This is a genomic window from Rhodopseudomonas sp. BAL398, from assembly GCF_033001325.1.
Classification (GTDB): Bacteria; Pseudomonadota; Alphaproteobacteria; order Rhizobiales; family Xanthobacteraceae; genus JARJEH01.
Genome location: NZ_CP133111.1, coordinates 3,455,607 through 3,472,789 on the forward strand (window position 1 = coordinate 3,455,607; position 17,183 = coordinate 3,472,789).

The following is a 17,183-nucleotide window of genomic DNA, read 5'->3' on the forward strand; positions in this document are numbered from 1 at the left end:
AAACATCCCATGATCGATCGGCCTTCACCAAAATCCGCATCGCCCCGCCGCGACGACGAACAGCGTAACGAAGGCGCCGCGCGCGAGGCAGAGCAGCCAGCCGGGGGCGATGCCTCTCCGCCCCCGGCCGCAGCGTCCTACAAAAACGATGCTGTTCTGGACATCGACACCGAGGCCGACCCGGCCGGATCCGGCAAAATCAGGCGAGCGGCGCAGTTGGCGGCAACGCTGGCGGTCTTCGGAGTCGCCATCGTCGCCGCGCTCCTGATTTGGAACTACTACGTGACGTCGCCATGGACTCGCAACGGCCGCATCCGAGTTCAGGTCGCCAGCATCGCTCCACAAGTTTCCGGTCAGATCATCGAGGTGCGAGTCGTCGACAATCAATTCGTCAGGAAAGGCGACGTCCTCTACGTGATCGACCCCTTCGACTACAAAGCGGCGCTCAATGCCGCTAAGGCGCAGGAGAAGATCAGAGCCGCAGACCTTCAGGTCAAGAAAGTCCAGGCGGAACGTCGGCAATCGCTTTCCGATCTTGCCGCATCCGTGGAGAACAAGCAGATCTACGTGGGTAATGCGGAGCAGGCGCAGGCATCGTTCGAGGCCGCACAGGTACAGGTCGCCCAGGCGGGCGTGAACCTTCAACGCACCGAAGTGAAAAGCCCCGTCAACGGTTACGTCACCAACCTGCTGCTACGCGTCGGCGACTACGCGACGGCGGGCAAGCCCCAACTCTCGATCATCGACTCGGACAGCTACTGGATCGATGGCTATTTCGAAGAAACCAAAATGTCCCGGATATGCATCGGCGACCGGGTGGAGGCTCGCCTGATGGGCTACCACAATCCCATCATCGGACGCATCGATACGGTCACGCGCGGAATCAGCACGACCAATGCGACACCGGGCACGCAAGGCCTTCCCGGAGTCGACCCGGTCTACACCTGGGTAAGGCTTGCGCAGCGTGTTCCGGTCAGGATCAAGATTACCGAGCTTCCCCCAGAGATTCCCCTGATCGCCGGGATGACGGCGACCGTCACCGTGCGATCCACCGACGACAAGGACATCAAGGAAGCTTCGCTCTTCAGCCTCTCGCATCGTCTCTACGAAGTCTTCGGCGGGCATATGCCGCGGGCGGGCTGCATATCGAGCGCGATGTCGAAGACGCAGCTCAGGGCCCCCCCGAATGCTTCGATCGAGGGTTCGGTCCCCGCCCGACCGCAGGATTCCGATCAGCTATTTCCCGGTCTAACGCCAGGCATGACGTCCGCTCCCCGATCAAGGCTGTAGAAATAGTCAATGCCCTTCGAACGACATCAGGGTGCGCACCGGCACGCCCATGGCGCGGATCTTGTCGGCGCCGCCGAGGTCCGGCAGGTCGATGATGAAGCAGGCAGCGACGATCTCGGCGCCGATCTGGCGCAGCAGCTTGATGGCGCCCTCGGCGGTGCCGCCGGTGGCGATCAGATCGTCGACCAGGATCACGCGTTCGCCCGGGGTGATCGCATCGACATGCATCTCGATGATGTCGGTACCGTATTCCAGCGCATAGGACATGCTGACGCAAGTATGCGGCAGCTTGCCCTTCTTGCGGATCGGCACGAAGCCCGACGAGACCTGATGGGCGATCGCGCCGCCAATGATGAAGCCGCGCGCCTCGATGCCGGCGACCTTGTCGATCTTGGACCCGGCCCAGGGCTGCACCAATTCGTCGATGGCGCGGCGGAACGAGCGGGCGTCGCCGAGCAGCGTGGTGATGTCGCGGAACATCACCCCTGGCTTCGGATAATCGGGAATCGTGCGGACGGAATCCTTCAGCTCGTGTTCGATCGTCATTCTGCTGTCTTTCAAAATCGCGGCTGTCATTTCAAAACGACCATTCTGTTGCGGCTGTCAATTGGTCGGAAGGCCGAGCCGGAAGGCATTTTCGACGATCCGCAGGCCGACCTCGCCACCCAGCGACATCAGCGATTCGGGGTGAAACTGCACGCCGCCGACCGGCAGGGACTTGTGTTCGATCGCCATCGCCACGCCGTCGGCGGTCGCCGCCGTCACCCGCAGCGCCTCCGGCATGCTGTCGGCTTCGACGAACAGCGAATGATAGCGGCCGATCACGATCTCGTCCGGCAATCCGCGCATCAGCGCGCCGCCGCGGACCGCGACCTTCGACGGCCGGCCATGGGCCGGCTGCGCCAATTGCCCGAGCGTGCCGCCGAAATATTCGCCGATCGCCTGGACCCCGAGGCACACCCCGAAGATCGGCATGTCCTTGGCCAAAGCGGCGTCGATCGTGTCCTTGATGTTGAAATCCGCCGGCCGGCCCGGACCGGGCGACAGCACCAGCAGGTCGTAATCGTTATCCTTGAGCATGGTCAGCGCATGGATGTGGCGGACCACGCTGACGCTGGCGCCGACCTGGCGGAAGTAGTCCGCCAGCATGTGGACGAAGCTGTCGTCATGGTCGATCAGCAGCACGCTCTTGCCGGAGCCGGTGGCGTCCGGCGCCACTGCGCTGAGCCGCTTCGGCGGATCGCCGCGCAGCGCCTGGAACAGCGCCGCGGCCTTGACCTGGCATTCCTTGTCTTCGGCCTCGGGATCGGAATCGAACAGGCAGGTGGCGCCGACCCGGACCTCGGCGAGGCCGTCCTTCATCCGGATGGTGCGGATGGTGAGCCCGGTATTGATGCTGCCGTCGAAATTGACCACGCCAAAGGCGCCGGCGTACCAGCGCCGGCTCGATCGCTCATTGTCCTCGACGAATTGCATCGCCCATAATTTCGGCGCGCCGGTCACCGTCACCGCCCAGGCATGGGTCAGGAAGGCATCGAGCGCATCAAAACCCGGCCGCAACATGCCCTCGACGTGATCCACCGTGTGGAACAGCTTCGAATAGGTCTCGATCTGGCGCCGCGCCAGCACCTTGATCGTGCCCGGCACGCAGACCCGCGCCTTGTCGTTGCGGTCGACGTCGGTGCACATATTGAGCTCGAATTCGTCCTTTTCCGAATTCAGCAGCTTCTGGATCTGCTCGGCGTCGCCGATGGCGTCGACGCCGCGCGCGATGGTGCCGGAGATCGGGCAGGTCTCGATGCGGCGGCCGTCGGAGCGCACGAACATTTCGGGCGAGGCCGAGACGAGGAATTCGCCCTCGCCGAGATTGACCAGCCCGCCATAGGGCGACGGATTGATCCGGCACAGCCGCTTGAACACTTCGGCCGGGGTGCGGTCACAGGGCTCGCCGAACAATTGGCCCGGCACCGCCTCGAACAGATCGCCGCGCGCGAAGGCAGCGCGGGCCTTCTCGACCACGGCGGGATATTCGCCCGGCGCATGATCGGCAAAACCCTGGCGCCCGGTGCTGGTGTAGATGCTGTCGGCGGTGACGTTGGACAGGCCGGCGGTAGAGACGCCGTTCCAGGAAAACTCATAGGCGATCTGGACGCCGCGGCCGGTGGCGCGGTCATAGGCCAGCAGATGGTCCGGGACGTAGAGCACGATGTCGCGCTGGTCGGGCTCGCGGGCGCGCTTCTGCACCAGATCCTCGATCTGGAACACCAGATCATAGGCAAAAGCCCCGAACAGGCCGAGCACCGGATCGGCCGGCGACGCGAAGGCGGCAATCAGAGCCCGCACCAGCGACATCGCGCTGGCCCGCCTGGTGCGCTGGTCCTCGTCGACCGGGGCGTCGCCGCGGACGATATGGCCCTCGATCCGCGCCGCGGTCCTGGAATCAATCACCGCGCAGGGCTCGTTCAGGGTCTCGCCCAGAAAGGCGATCAGCACATTGCCGCGCGGGTTCAGCGCTTGCAGCGAAAACGCTGTGCCGTTGGTTTCCAGCACCAAGGGTGGATCGGCAAAGCCGAGGTCGAAGCTCTCATAGCGCCCCGGCACCGTGGTGCCGGACGACAGCACCACGCCGCGGCGGCGGTCCAGCAAATCGATCAGATTGTCCAGCGCGTCGCCGCCGGTCAGGCTTTGCACCGCGCGCGAGATCTGCAGGCCAGCCTGAGTGCGATAGTCGCTCAGCGGCGGCAGCGAGAAAACGGTCCTGTTCATGGCATCCTCTTAACTCAACTTGCCGGAGGAACGCCACACAGGACATAGGAAAGGCCGCCATGCGTGGCGGCCTCGGGACGATTAACAATGGAAATCGCACTGGCCACCTTTAGAAGGTGGGCCACCACAGACGGATCTGGCGGGACGGGGTGCGCATCGACGTAACCCATCACTGGCAGCGGGCGATGTCAAGGGCGGCGGCAGGGGACTAAAGGCGGAGGCGTTGCCGCACCTGCCGCGCCGCGCGATCGATCGGCCATACCGGCTAGTTCGCCGTGGCGCGCGGCGTCAATCTGTACCAGGCGACCTGGCCCGGCGCGAATTCGTCGCGGCTGCGCTTCGACCATAGCGGCGGCGCATGATCGCCGACGATCAGGATTTCGGCGGGCGCCACCGCTGGATCGAGCGCCAGATCGGCAACGGCGGTGAACAGGTCATGCCACAGCTCCGCCATCTGACACACTGCCGGGGTGGCGAACGGGCTGTCTTCGCCGCCACAGCCCAGATCGGTCCGGGCATCTCCCGGCGCGACCGGAAAATGGGTGTTGAGCGTCAACCAATAGATCAGGCGCGGCCCAGCCCGGCGGGCTGCGCGCTTGACGATGCGTGGCGTCAAATCCGCGTCGCAAGCGCCGCGAAACGTGCCGCCACACAGCCGCGCGCTTGCCGGCAACAGATCCTTGGCGAAATAGGATTCGGAAAACCCGATTTTCGGATACCATTGTTTGCGCCCGAACATCCCGGACGAGAAGCCGTGAAATGCCAGCGTAGAATAGCCGCGCGCGCGCAGTTCCGCCGGCAGGCAGGACAAGGTGGCGTTGGCGGCGACATCCGTATAGGGCAGCCGCGTGCCGCATAATTCGCGCATCTCGCCGGCGGTGGTCGAACCGTAATAGCCGGTGCGTCCCGAGGTGACGTCGTAGCGCGCGGCGATGCGCGGGGCGCGCAGTGGCGCGGCGATCGCCTCGCGGCCGTCTTGATCGACGAGGTAGCCAAGGCTCTCGACCATCACCACGACGACGTTGCGGTGATTGCGACCCGCAACGGCCCCAAAGCCGGATTCGGTCACCGCCGACTGCATCGTCCGGCCGCCCCCGAACAGGGCGTTGTAGTCGAAATAACTCGACGTATTGACCGCGGCGTCGGCCGCGGCCAGTGCCAGCATCGCGCCGAAGAACACATAGGGATTGCCGCGCGCCATGGTTTCGCGCTGCATCAGCAGTCGCAGGCTCAACACCGAGGTCAGCACCACCGAGGCCAGCAGCGCGACATATAGCGGCGAAGAAAGGATGTTGATGCGCTGGGCGAATTCCAGGGCGGTCAGCAATTCGCTCGGCGCCAGCCCGAACATCAGCGCGATGGTCCAGATCAGATCGAAGGCAAGCACGGCGAGAAACAGCACGCAGGTCAGCGCCGGCGCGGACCGCCGGGCGATCAGCGCCACCACGCCGTAGAGCAGGATCGCCGCAGTACGCGGCGGCAGCCCGAGGTCGATCAGCGACAGCGTCGTTGCGATCGACGACAGGTTGGGCAGCAGCAGGCCCGCGAGCAGCAGCGAGATCGTTGGCGATCCGACGCGCGGCATCGGCACGGTTGCGATCGACGATTGCGTCATCCCCGACCATCCTCCTCTGTCGGCACTGCCGACAGATTCAGGTGAAACCCTTAAGGGAAATTTAAGAGAGCAAGGCGGCCCGGCCACCGACAGCTATTGGTAGGATGGTGCCGGGCACGGTCGGATCCGGCTGACTTATGCCGCGACATGCGGCCGGGGCAAGCCGACGCTGCCGGCGGCGTATATCGGATTTACCGTCGGGCGGCAGTCATCGCGGTCGGACGCCGCAAAGAAAGATCGCGATGCAGCGCCGGATATGGGCGTTGCGATCGTCGTCGCCGGGCCAATTGAGGTGATCGGCGGTCTTGAACGCGACCGCGCCGAAAATCATGTCCATCAGGATTCGGGCCGCGCTGTCGAAATGGTCGATCACCATCGCCTCGGTCTTGGCCCTCGCCGCCAGCCAGTCGGCCAGTTCCGCCCTGGACTTGTCGGCGCCGTGGCGGCGCACGATGTCGCCCAGTTCGGGCGACTGATGCGCCTCCAGCAGCACCAGCCGCAGCAGCGCCACGCGCTGCCGGTCGGCTTCCGGATCGATGTCGATCTGGAAGATCCTCTCCAACGCCCGATCCAGCGGCAGGCCGTCATAATCGCCCGGCAATGCCAGCATGCTGTGGCGGTGGACGTCGACGATGGCGGCGAACAGCGCCGGCTTGCCGGGAAACAGCCGATACAACGTGTGCTTGGAGATGCGGCAGCGGGCCGCGACCTCCTCGGTGGTGGTTCGACCGTAGCCGCGTTCCAGGAACAGCTCCCGCGCGCAATCGGCAATCATCCGGCGTTGGGCGTCGTCCGGTATCAATTTCGGACGCCCGCGCTGGCGCTGCTTGGCCGGCGCATCCGGGGAGGTCATGGCGATCCTTGTGGTTTAGTGGCTTTCAGAAATTTAATGTTGGCCCGAGTTGCCGCGATTGCATTCGCAGCCTATCGATAATAACGGTACCGTTCCGTACTGTAAATATGAGTGTAAGCCGTGCCCCGATCGACCTCGCCGTGCTCGCTCCCCCTTCGCTTGCGAAAATGCCTCGGCGCCACGTCAGGCGCGCTGCTGGCTCTGTTGCTGAACGGTTGCGGCGGTCAGGATCAAACCGCGCAGCAGGGCAACCCGCCGCGGCCGGAAGTCAGCGTGGTGACCCTGCATCCGCAATCGGTTGCGATCACGACCGAGCTCGCGGGGCGCACGACGGCGTCGTTGACCGCGGAGGTGCGGCCGCAGGTCAACGGCATCATCCAGGCGCGGCTGTTCAAGGAAGGCAGCGAGGTGGCGGCGGGCGCGGCGCTGTATCAGATCGATCCGGCGAGCTATCAGGCGGCCTATGACAGCGCGGTAGCGGCGCAGCAGAAGGCGGAAGCAACGGTGCCGAGCGCGGCCGCAAAGGTCGAGCGCTATCAGGGCCTGGTCAAGCAGAACGCGGTGAGCAAGCAGGACTTTGACGACGCGGTGGCGACGCTGGCGCAGGCCAAGGCTGACGTCGCCTCCGCCAAGGCCAGCGTCGAGACCGCCCGCATCAATCTGGAATACACCAAGATCGTGGCGCCGATCGACGGCCGGATCGATAAATCGTCGCTCACTCCCGGGGCGCTGGTGACGGCGGGTCAGACCACCGCGCTGACCACGATCCGCAAGCTCGATCCGATCAATGTCGACGTCACCGAATCCAGCACCAATCTGCTGAACTGGCGGCAGGCGGTCAAAGAGGGCCGGATCAAATTCAGCGGTCCGGACGTCAGTATCAAACTGAAGCTCGATAACGGAACGGTCTATTCGCATACCGGGAAGTTCGCCTTCGTCGAGTCCAACGTCAGCGAGACAACCGGCACCTTCGCCTTGCGCGCCGAGTTCCCCAATCCGGATCGCCTGCTGCTGCCCGGCATGTATGTGCGGGCGATCATCGAGGAAGGCATCGCCGAGAACAGCTTCGTGGTGCCGCAACGCGGCGTCACCCGCAACACCAAGGGCGAAGCCACCGCGCTGATCGTCACCCCGGAGGGCAAGGTGGAGCAGCGGGTGCTGACGGTCGGCAGGAATGTCGGCAACAACTGGCTCGCCAGTGCCGGCGTCAAGGACGGCGACCGCGTCATCGTCGAAGGCACCCAATTGGTGCGCCCCGGCCAGGACGTCACCGCTGTCGAAGTCAGCATCGACGAGAACACCGGCGAGGTGCGGGCCCGCAAGCAGGGCGCGTTGTCGCCATCGACACCCGTCCGATTCGCCCAGCGCGATGACGGGTCGACCGCCGCCGCGGCCGGGCACTGACGATGTCGCGATTTTTCATCGACCGGCCGGTCTTCGCCTGGGTGATCGCCATCACCATCATGCTCGGCGGTCTGCTGGCGCTGCGTAGCCTGCCGGTGGCGAAATATCCACAGATCGCGCCGACCACGGTGCGGATCAGCGCATCCTATCCCGGCGCCGACGCCCAGACCGTGGAGAACTCGGTGACCAAGGTCATCGAACAGGGCATGACCGGGATCGATAATCTCGATTACATTACCTCGACCTCGACATCGACCGGACAGGCGCAGATCACGCTGACCTTCACCAGCGCCGCCAATCCCGACGTCGCGCAGATGCAGGTGCAGAACAAGCTGCAACTCGTCACCGCGCTGCTGCCGCAGATCGTGCAGAACACCGGGCTGTCGGTGACCAAATCCTCCACCGGCTTCCTGATGGTGATCGGCTTCGTCTCCACCGACGGCAAGCTGTCCTCGACCGATCTGGCGGACTACGTCAACAGCTCGCTGAACGACACGCTGAAGCGGATCGACGGCGTCGGCGACACCCAATTGTTCGGCGCCGGCTACGCGATGCGGATCTGGCTCGATCCGGACAAGCTGGCCAAATACGCGCTGATGCCGAGCGACGTCAGCAGCGCGATCGAGGCGCAGAACACCCAGGTTTCGGCCGGCCAGCTCGGCGGCCTGCCGGCCCGCAAGGGCCAGCAGCTCAACGCCACCGTCAACGCCCGCAGCCGACTGCAGACCGCCGATCAGTTCCGCAACATCATCCTGAAGAGCGCCACCGACGGCTCGCTGGTGCGGCTCAATGACGTCGCCACCGTCGAACTCGGCGCCGAAAGCTACACCACGAGCGCGACCTATAACGGCATGCCGGCGGCCGGTCTCGCGGTCAATCTGGCGACCGGGGCCAACGCCATCAGCACCGCGGAGAATGTCCAGGCCACCATTGCCCGGTTGTCCCAGACCTTCCCGCAGGGCGTCACCGTGGTCTATCCCTACGACACCACGCCGTTCGTGCGGCTGTCGATCGAAGAGGTGGTGAAGACGCTGATCGAGGCGATCGCGCTGGTGTTCGTGGTGATGTTGGTGTTCCTGCAGAACATCCGCGCCACCATCATCCCGACCATCGCGGTGCCGGTGGTGTTGCTCGGCACCGTCGGCGTCCTGTCGATATTCGGCTACTCGATCAATACGCTCACCATGTTCGCGATGGTGCTGGCGATCGGCCTGCTGGTCGACGACGCCATCGTGGTGGTCGAGAATGTCGAGCGGGTGATGCAGGAGGAAGGGCTGTCGCCCAAGGAGGCGACGCGCAAGTCGATGGACGAGATCACCGGCGCGCTGATCGGCATCGCCACGGTGCTGTCGGCGGTGTTCGTCCCGATGGCGTTTTTCGGCGGCTCGGTCGGCGTGATCTACCGGCAATTCTCGGTTACCATCGTGTCGGCGATGATCTTGTCGGTGATCGTCGCCTTGATCCTGACGCCGGCTCTGTGCGCCACCATCCTGCGCCCGCCGCAGGCGCACGCGACCGGCAAGGGGCTGTTCGGCTGGTTCAACCGCAGCTTCGATCGCGGCGCGCAGGCCTATCGCCGCGGCGCGCAGGGCGTGATCGCCCGATCGCTGCGGTTCGGCCTGGTTTTCCTGGCGATCACGGTCGGAATGGGCGTGATCTTCGCGCGGCTGCCGAATTCGTTTCTGCCGCAGGAGGATCAGGGCATCCTGATCACCAGCGTCCAGCTGCCGGTCGGCGCCACCCAGGATCGCACGCTGCGGGTGCTCGACAAGGTTCGCGACTATTACACCAAGCAGGAAAAAGACGCCGTCGAAAGCGTATTCACCACCGCGGGCTTCGGCTTTTCCGGACAGGGCCAGAATATCGGCATCGCCTTCATCCGGCTGAAGCCGTTTGCGCAGCGCAAGGCCGCCGCAGTGTCGGCGCAGGCCATCGCCGGCCGCGCCATGGTGGCTTTCTCCAAGTTCAAGGACGGCCGGATTTTCGCGCTGGCGCCACCGGCGATCCAAGGCATGGGCACTTCCAACGGCTTCGACTTCTATCTGCAGGACATCAACGGCGCCGGCCATGACAGACTGGTCGAGGCCCGCAACGTTTTGCTGGCGAAGGCGGCGCAGAGCAAACAGCTCGCCAACACCCGTCCCAACGGCCAGGAAGACGAGCCGCAATATTCCATCACCATCGACCAGGAAAAGGCCAGCGCGCTCGGCGTAAGCCTGTCCGATATCAACAATACGCTGTCGACCGCCTGGGGCAGCGCCTATGTCAACGACTTCATCGACCGCGGCCGGGTCAAGAAAGTCTATCTGCAGTCCGACAAGGATTTCCGGATGCAGCCCGACGATCTAGGGCGCTGGTATGTGCGCAATTCGTCCAACGCAATGGTCCCGTTCTCGGCCTTTGCGTCCGGCCACTGGAGCTTCGGCTCGCCGCGGCTGGAGCGCTACAACGGCTCGTCGGCGGTCGAGATCCAGGGCGAGGCCGCCGCCGGGGTCAGTTCCGGCACCGCGATGGACGAGATCGATGCGCTGGTGAAGCAATTGCCCGCCGGCTTCGGACATGAATGGACCGGGCTGTCGGCGCAGGAACGGTTGTCGAGCAACCAGGCCAGCTCGCTCTATGCGATCTCGGTGGTGGTGGTGTTTCTATGCCTGGCGGCGCTCTATGAGAGCTGGTCGATTCCGCTCGGCGTGATGCTGGCGGTGCCGATCGGCATCTTCGGCGCGTTGCTGGCGGCGCTGCTGTTCGGGCAGACCAACGACGTCTATTTCAAGGTCGGATTGCTGACCACGATCGGGTTGGCGGCCAAGAACGCCATTCTGATCATCGAATTCGCCCTGGAGCGGCAGGCGGCCGGCTCGCCCCTGGTCGAGGCGACGCTGGACGCGGCGCGGCAGCGGTTGCGGCCGATCCTGATGACGTCGTTCGCGTTCATTCTCGGGGTGACGCCGCTGGCGATCGCGTCAGGCGCCGGTTCGGGCGCGCAGAACTCGATCGGCATCGGGGTGATGGGCGGCATGATCGCCGCCACCGCGCTCGGCATCTTCTTCGTGCCGCTGCTGTTCGTGCTGGTGCGCCGCCTGTTCAAGGGCAAGACGGTGCCGACCGAAACGCCGCTTGTCGATCCGACGACGGGGCCGACGTGACATTTACGCCGGTTTTCGCGCCACGATGTAGGGACCGTGGGGATTGCTACCGAACACGCGCTCGTCCTCGATGACGAAGCCGGCGTCGATCATGGCCTGGCGCAGCGCCGGTCGCGTCAGCGCGTTGACCGGCGGAAACAGGCCGAGGCCGCGCAGCACGGCGAACAGGGCGCGCAGCGCCAGCCTCATCTCGGCGAAGCACCAGGTCTTGGTGATCAGCACGCCGCCGGGCCGCAGATTTGCGTGGATGCGGGCCAGCGTCGCGGGCAGGTCGTCGACCAGATGCAGCAGCTGGAACGCGGCGATGGCGTCGAATGGACCGCCGTCGAATGCGGTCTTGGCATCGGCGAGGACGAAGCTGAGATTGTCCGGCGCCGGCTTGGCGCGGGCGATGCGCAACATCTCGGCGGAGAAGTCGGTCGCGATCCACTCCGCCACGCAGGGCGCGAGCCGGATCGCGGTCCCGCCAGTGCCGCAGCCAAGCTCCAGCACCCGATCGGAGGCGCGCAGCCGGCCGGCGGCGTCGGCCAGCATCGCCTCATAGGCCGCCTCGTCCTTGATCGGCCGCGCGGCATAGCGCTCGGCGATGCGGTCCCAGAAGCGGACGTGTCGGGCCTGGACCATCGCGGGCTCTCCAGATTGACGATTAGAGATCGGTTCGAACTGGGCCCGGCCCCGGATTGCCGCCGCGCGGCAGGCGTCATGCTGCGTAGCCCCCGACCGGCGGCGGCGTCTGTGATGATGTCACCGCAGCCCGTGACCGCCGGCGGGCTGTGGACAACGGGGACAAGTCGCGGGCGATTCGGTCTCCTCATTGGCGCCAGAATCGCGCGGAAATTCCGCCGCAATCCCGGGCGGAGATCGGATTGGTACAATGGCAACCGGGGATGGGCCATGGGTAGCGAGTTGGATAGGCAAATCGAGGAAATCGTCGCGGCCTGCGACGGCAATCTGCAAGGCGCGCTACGCGCGCTGATGCTGGTCAATGCACAGTTGGAATTCGAGGTCGAGCGGCTGCAGGCCAAGGCCTGCGACCAGGCCTGCATCGCCGGACGGTCGTTGCATTAGAGCGGCCTGAAGCGCACCCGACTGACACCGTGGCCTCATGGTTCGAGACGGCGCTGCGCGCCTCCTCACCATGAGGGAACCTCACGTCATCATGAGGACAGCTTACGCCTTCTTCAGGAATTCGGTGCGCAGCACCAGGCCCTTGACCTTGTCGGTGCGGCCTTCGATTTCGGCGGGATCGTCGGTGAGGCGGATGCCGCGGATCATGGTGCCGCGCTTGAGCACGGTGGACGAGCCCTTCAGCTTCAAATCCTTGATCAGCGTGACGGTGTCGCCATCGGCGAGCAGCGCGCCGTTGGAATCCTTGACCTTGATATCCATGATGTGCCCCGGGCGTCGTGCGCCTTGAATGAAATGATCGGCGGCACCAAAGCCGAAACGGCGCGCCAAGGCAATGCGGCGACGCCGGCACGACGGCAAAGCGGGGCGGATTGCTCCGCCCCGCCGATCCGCAACGCTTAGAACTTGTAGGTGATGCCGGTGGCGATCAACCAGGGGTCGAGATTGACCTTGCCGCTGATCGGGGTGCCGTTGGCCAGGGTGCCGTTCCATTCCGGACGCAGCCACAGCTTCTTGACGTCGACGTTCCAGCCCCAGTTCTTGGTGACCATATAGTCGAAGCCGACCTGCACCACCGGCGCCGCGGCGTCCTTGAGGTGACTGTCGATTACCGTGCCGCCGGCGGCGGACTGGCTGAAGAAGAAGGTGTAGTTCACGCCGGCGCCGACATAGGGCTTGAACGCGCCGAACTGGGTGAAGTGATATTGCAGGGTCAGGGTCGGCGGCAGCAGCCAGGCCTTGCCGACATCGATGCCGGCCAGCGTGCCGGCGCCGGAGACGGAATGCTTGGTGACGCCGAGAATCAGTTCAGCCGCGATGTTGCGGGTGAAGAAATAGGAGATGTCGAGCTCGGGGACCACGGTGTCGGAGGTCTTCAGGTCCGAACCCGGCACCTGATCGACAACACCGGAATTGCGGGTCACGACGCCAAGCGCGCGCAGGCGGATCATCCAGGGATTCCAGACTTCGGGCGGCTGCGCCTTGAAATAGGGCGCCGCGGCCATGTCGGCGGCCTGCGCGGTGGCGACGAAACCAGCTAGGCCGGTCGCCACCAGAAGCGAGGCAGCCACGGATGTTAGTGTTGCTTTCATATGAGACCCCAATCGTCAGCCGAACGAGCTCGGCGTGGCCGGCAGAGAAGCCGGATGGGGTCACCAAAGATTGATCTCGATCAAATCGACACGGAACCGGCGCCGATCGCATCGCCCTGTTGCAGATTTGACACAGATGCCGCCGCGACTATTGCGGCGGATGGTTGAGCATGAATTCGCCGAGATTGCGCTGGGCCCGGTTGGCGCGGGTCAGGGCATTGCTGCGCTGGACATCGCGATCCTTGCGGCAGGCGACATATTGCGACGATCCCACCGCGACATTGTTGGCGCGGCAGAACGCATCGTCGTCGCCGAGCTCGGCCGAGGCCGGAAGGTCGTAGCGCGAGGCGCAGGCCGACAGCGCCAAAGCGGCGGTCAGGATGATCAGAACTTTGGGGGTCAGCGACATCGTATCCTTGGCCTGGCTTATCAGAACGAAGCGAATCGGCAGCGCGGCGCGCCGACCGCTCCCGATCGGAGCGGCCCAGCAAACCGCGACTGTTTAGCCCGGATTACGGAGTTTGTAAGTCTCGACTTTGCAACACTTGGAGCTGAGAAGCTCGGACCTGAGAGCCTGACTGAAAAAGCGATCAACAAAACGAGGCCTTCAAGGCCGTCATTGCGAGGAGCTGTTGCGACGAAGCATTCCAGTCCTTGCTTGGCGCTCCTGGATTGCTTCGCGCTCGGACGGCGCGATGCGCCGTCCCCGGCTCGCAATGACGAAATCAAACCAGCTTTTACAGGCTTCTTTTCAGTCAGCCTGTGAGGCTTTGACTCTGCCCCCCTCAGCCATGCCCCTTCAGGGCGTCGGTGATTTCGTCCAGCACCTTGGGATCCTCGATGGTGGCGGGCATCGCCCATTCGTCGCCATCGGCGATTTTCTTGATGGTGCCGCGGAGGATTTTTCCCGAGCGGGTTTTCGGCAGCCGCGGCACGGTGATCGCCAGCTTGAACGCCGCCACCGGGCCGAGCTTGTCGCGCACCAGCTTGACGATCTCCTTTTCGATCTCGGCGGGATCGCGGGTGACGCCGGTTTTCAGCACGATCAAGCCGCAGGGCACCTCGCCCTTGATCGGATCGTTGATGCCGAGCACGGCGCATTCGGCGACATCCGGATGCGAGGCCAGAATCTCTTCCATGCCGCCGGTCGAGAGCCGGTGGCCGGCGACATTGATGATGTCGTCGGTGCGGCCCATCACGAAGACGTAGCCGTCATCGTCGATATAGCCGGCGTCCGAGGTCTTGTAGTAGCCCGGATAGTCGACGAAATAGCTCTCCTTGCAGCGCTCGTCCTGCTCCCACAGCGTCGGCAGATTGCCGGGCGGCAGCGGCAGCTTGATCACGATCGAGCCCATGGTGCCGGCCGGCACCGGCTTGGCGCCCTCGTCGACCACGCGGATGTCGTAGCCCGGCATCGGCACCGTCGGCGAGCCATGCTTGACCGGCAACACGCCGAGCCCGACCGGATTGCCGGCGATGCACCAGCCGGTCTCGGTCTGCCACCAATGGTCGATCACCGGCACTTTGAGCTGCTGTTCGGCCCATTCCACCGTCGGCGGATCGGCGCGCTCGCCGGCCAGGAACAAGGTGCGCAGCTTCGACAAATCGTATTTGCGGATGAAACTGCCGTCCGGGTCTTCCTTGCGGATGGCGCGGAACGCGGTCGGCGCGGTGAACAACGCGACCGCGCCGTGCTCGGCGATCACCCGCCAGAACGCGCCGGCGTCGGGCGTGCCGATCGGCTTGCCCTCATACATGATCGAGGTCGCGCCATGGATCAGCGGGCCGTAGATGATGTAGCTGTGGCCAACCACCCAGCCGATGTCGGAGGCGCACCACCAGACCTCGCCGGGCTTGACGCCGTACAGATTGAACATCGACCATTTCAGCGCCACCAGATGGCCGCCATTGTCGCGGACCACGCCCTTCGGCTTGCCGGTGGTGCCGGAGGTGTAGAGAATATACAGCGGGTCGGTGGCTGCGACCGCGACACAATCAGCCTTCTTGCCGGCGGCGATCGCGGCGCCGCGCAGCGTGGTCCAGTCATGGTCGCGACCGGCGGTGAGCTCGCAATCCTGCTGCGGACGCTTCAGGACGATGCAGGCGCCGGGCTGGGCGCTCGACAGACGGATCGCCTCGTCGAGCAGCGGCTTGTACTGTACGATGCGGCCGGGCTCGATGCCGCAGCTCGCTGAGACGATCAGCTTCGGCTTGGCGTCGTCGATCCTTGTCGCCAGTTCTTTCGCCGCGAAGCCGCCGAACACCACCGAATGCACCGCGCCGATCCGCGCGCAGGCCAGCATCGCTACCATCGCTTCCGGCACCATCGGCATATAGAGAAGGACGCGGTCGCCCTTGACGACGCCGAAATCCTGCATCACCGCCGCGAAGGTCGCGACCTCGTGCAGCATCTGCGCATAGGTGTATTTGGTGATCGAATTGGTCAGCGGCGAATCGTGGATCAGCGCCAGCTGATCGGCGCGGCCACCGGCGACGTGGCGGTCGAGCGCGTTGTAGCAGGTATTGACCAGGGCGCCGGCGAACCAGCGGCCGTAGAGGCCGAGCGAGGCATCGAACACCTTGTCGGCCGGCTTGATCCAGTCGATCTCGCGCGCCGCCTCGCCCCAGAACCCTTCGGGGTCGGCCAGCGAACGGGCATGAACCTCGTAATAGCGGCTCTTGTCATGGATATTCATGGCGTCGCGCTCCCAAATCTTGCTGGCGGTTTGCCGCCATGTCCCGCTTTTAACGGGCCATGACAACCCCGCCTTTGTTCCTAATCAAGGAAAATCGCGAGCCGGGGCCGCGGCCGGGCGCATTGTGGTAGCGGGCTCGGGTATTTTCAGGGCGAAAACGCCCTGCCCTCCGGACCGGTCAATGGCCGCGGCCGCGACGCCCGCGGCGGGTCGCGGCCGGTCATGCTCACGGCTCGAGGCGGCGCACCGCCTCGCCATGAGCGCGGCTGCTAACTCACCTTCAGCGTCAAGCCGCCATCGACCACCAGTTCGATCCCGGTGACATATTTCGATTCGTCGCAGGCCAGAAACAGCGCCGCATTGGCGACATCCCAGGCATCGCCCATATGGCCCATCGGCACCTGGGCGTCGCGGGTGCGCCACATCGCCTCGACGTCGCCATCGGCGTAGCTGGCCGCAAGGCCGGCGGAATGCGCCACCATCGGGGTCTTCATCAGCCCGGGCAGGATGCAATTGACGCGGATGTTCTGCGAGGCGAATTCGACCGCGGTGGTGCGGGTCATCTGATTCATCGCGGCCTTGGACGCCGCATAGGTGACGTAGGACACCCCGGTATGGCGGATCGAGGCGACCGACGAAATATTGATGATCGAGCCGCCGCCCTGGCGCTGCATCACCTGGATGACATGCTTCATCGCCAGGAACGCACTTTTGAGATTGACCGCGAATACCCGGTCCCAATCGGCCTCGGAGACGTCGACCACGCCGCCGGTCTCGGCGATGCCGACATTGTTGTCGAGCACGTCGATCCGCCCATAGGTGCGCAGGCAGGTCGCCACCATCGCCTCGACCTCGTCGCCGCGCGACACGTCGGCGGTAAAGGCAGAGGCGGTGCCGCCCTCACTGGCGATATAATCGACGGTCTGCTGCGCGGCGGTGCCGTTGCGGTCGACGCAGAACACCTGCGCGCCGGCGCGGGCGAAGGTCACCGCGGTCGCTCTGCCATTACCCCAGCCCGGGCCGATCGAGCCGGCTCCCACGACCAGCGCGACTTTACCTTTTAGACGTTGCATTGATATCCCCCATCGAATCCCAGGGCCTTGTAGCCCGGATGTCGCTGTTGCGAAATACCGCGACAAGTTAGTCCGCACCTCATGCTGAGAGGCTGAAACGACGAGTTTGCAGGCCTGGTTC

14 protein-coding genes are annotated in these 17,183 nt (G+C 64.8%); 4 read left to right on the forward strand and 10 right to left on the reverse strand.

What is annotated here, in order from left to right:
* The first annotated feature begins 9 nt into the window (after positions 1-9).
* Complete coding sequence (locus RBJ75_RS16320) at positions 10-1,290, forward strand: HlyD family secretion protein (RefSeq protein WP_080901183.1); 1,281 nt, start codon at positions 10-12, stop codon at positions 1,288-1,290.
* A 6-nt stretch (positions 1,291-1,296) separates the two neighbouring features.
* Here the strand turns inward: RBJ75_RS16320 and RBJ75_RS16325 are convergent, their stop codons facing one another.
* The 4 genes from RBJ75_RS16325 to RBJ75_RS16340 form a co-directional block, all read right to left on the reverse strand.
* Complete coding sequence (locus RBJ75_RS16325) at positions 1,297-1,836, reverse strand: adenine phosphoribosyltransferase (protein WP_044416053.1); 540 nt, start codon at positions 1,834-1,836, stop codon at positions 1,297-1,299.
* A 57-nt stretch (positions 1,837-1,893) separates the two neighbouring features.
* Complete coding sequence (locus RBJ75_RS16330) at positions 1,894-4,056, reverse strand: anthranilate synthase component I (RefSeq protein ID WP_044416051.1); 2,163 nt, start codon at positions 4,054-4,056, stop codon at positions 1,894-1,896.
* Between the two features lie 265 nt (positions 4,057-4,321).
* Positions 4,322-5,671 carry a sulfatase-like hydrolase/transferase gene (locus RBJ75_RS16335; RefSeq protein ID WP_044416049.1) on the reverse strand — a complete coding sequence of 450 codons (1,350 nt, stop codon included), beginning with the start codon at positions 5,669-5,671 and terminating at the stop codon, positions 4,322-4,324.
* 208 nt (positions 5,672-5,879) lie between these two features.
* Positions 5,880-6,524 (reverse strand): TetR/AcrR family transcriptional regulator, encoded by a 645-nt coding sequence (locus RBJ75_RS16340; RefSeq protein ID WP_276156760.1) that lies wholly within the window; start codon positions 6,522-6,524, stop codon positions 5,880-5,882.
* Between the two features lie 159 nt (positions 6,525-6,683).
* Between RBJ75_RS16340 and RBJ75_RS16345 the strand changes: the two genes are divergently transcribed.
* Both RBJ75_RS16345 and RBJ75_RS16350 read left to right on the forward strand, forming a co-directional pair.
* Positions 6,684-7,928 carry an efflux RND transporter periplasmic adaptor subunit gene (locus RBJ75_RS16345; RefSeq protein WP_044419052.1) on the forward strand — a complete coding sequence of 415 codons (1,245 nt, stop codon included), beginning with the start codon at positions 6,684-6,686 and terminating at the stop codon, positions 7,926-7,928.
* Between the two features lie 2 nt (positions 7,929-7,930).
* The gene (locus tag RBJ75_RS16350) at positions 7,931-11,074 is read left to right on the forward strand and encodes an efflux RND transporter permease subunit (RefSeq protein ID WP_276156761.1); all 3,144 of its coding nucleotides are present in this window, start codon (positions 7,931-7,933) and stop codon (positions 11,072-11,074) included.
* 3 nt (positions 11,075-11,077) lie between these two features.
* On the opposite strand, the gene RBJ75_RS16355 is transcribed toward RBJ75_RS16350, so the two are convergent.
* Complete coding sequence (locus tag RBJ75_RS16355) at positions 11,078-11,698, reverse strand: class I SAM-dependent methyltransferase (RefSeq protein ID WP_044415201.1); 621 nt, start codon at positions 11,696-11,698, stop codon at positions 11,078-11,080.
* Positions 11,699-11,968: 270 nt separating this feature from the next.
* Here RBJ75_RS16355 and RBJ75_RS16360 point away from each other — a divergent pair, with 270 nt between their 5' ends.
* Positions 11,969-12,142, forward strand: a complete 174-nt coding sequence (locus RBJ75_RS16360) for a hypothetical protein (protein WP_173427378.1) — start codon at positions 11,969-11,971, stop codon at positions 12,140-12,142.
* 102 nt (positions 12,143-12,244) lie between these two features.
* Here the strand turns inward: RBJ75_RS16360 and RBJ75_RS16365 are convergent, their stop codons facing one another.
* From RBJ75_RS16365 to RBJ75_RS16385, 5 genes are all read right to left on the reverse strand, one after another.
* Positions 12,245-12,463: an alkylphosphonate utilization protein gene (locus RBJ75_RS16365; RefSeq protein ID WP_044419218.1), complete on the reverse strand. Its 219-nt coding sequence runs from the start codon at positions 12,461-12,463 to the stop codon at positions 12,245-12,247.
* Positions 12,464-12,600: 137 nt separating this feature from the next.
* Positions 12,601-13,293, reverse strand: coding sequence for an OmpW/AlkL family protein (locus tag RBJ75_RS16370; protein ID WP_044419216.1), 693 nt, complete (start codon positions 13,291-13,293; stop codon positions 12,601-12,603).
* Positions 13,294-13,441: 148 nt separating this feature from the next.
* Positions 13,442-13,702 carry a hypothetical protein gene (locus tag RBJ75_RS16375; RefSeq protein ID WP_044419214.1) on the reverse strand — a complete coding sequence of 87 codons (261 nt, stop codon included), beginning with the start codon at positions 13,700-13,702 and terminating at the stop codon, positions 13,442-13,444.
* Positions 13,703-14,078: 376 nt separating this feature from the next.
* Positions 14,079-15,989, reverse strand: coding sequence for a propionyl-CoA synthetase (locus RBJ75_RS16380; RefSeq protein WP_044417768.1), 1,911 nt, complete (start codon positions 15,987-15,989; stop codon positions 14,079-14,081).
* A gap of 269 nt (positions 15,990-16,258) precedes the next feature.
* Complete coding sequence (locus tag RBJ75_RS16385) at positions 16,259-17,062, reverse strand: SDR family NAD(P)-dependent oxidoreductase (RefSeq protein WP_276156762.1); 804 nt, start codon at positions 17,060-17,062, stop codon at positions 16,259-16,261.
* Positions 17,063-17,183: the final 121 nt, after the last annotated feature.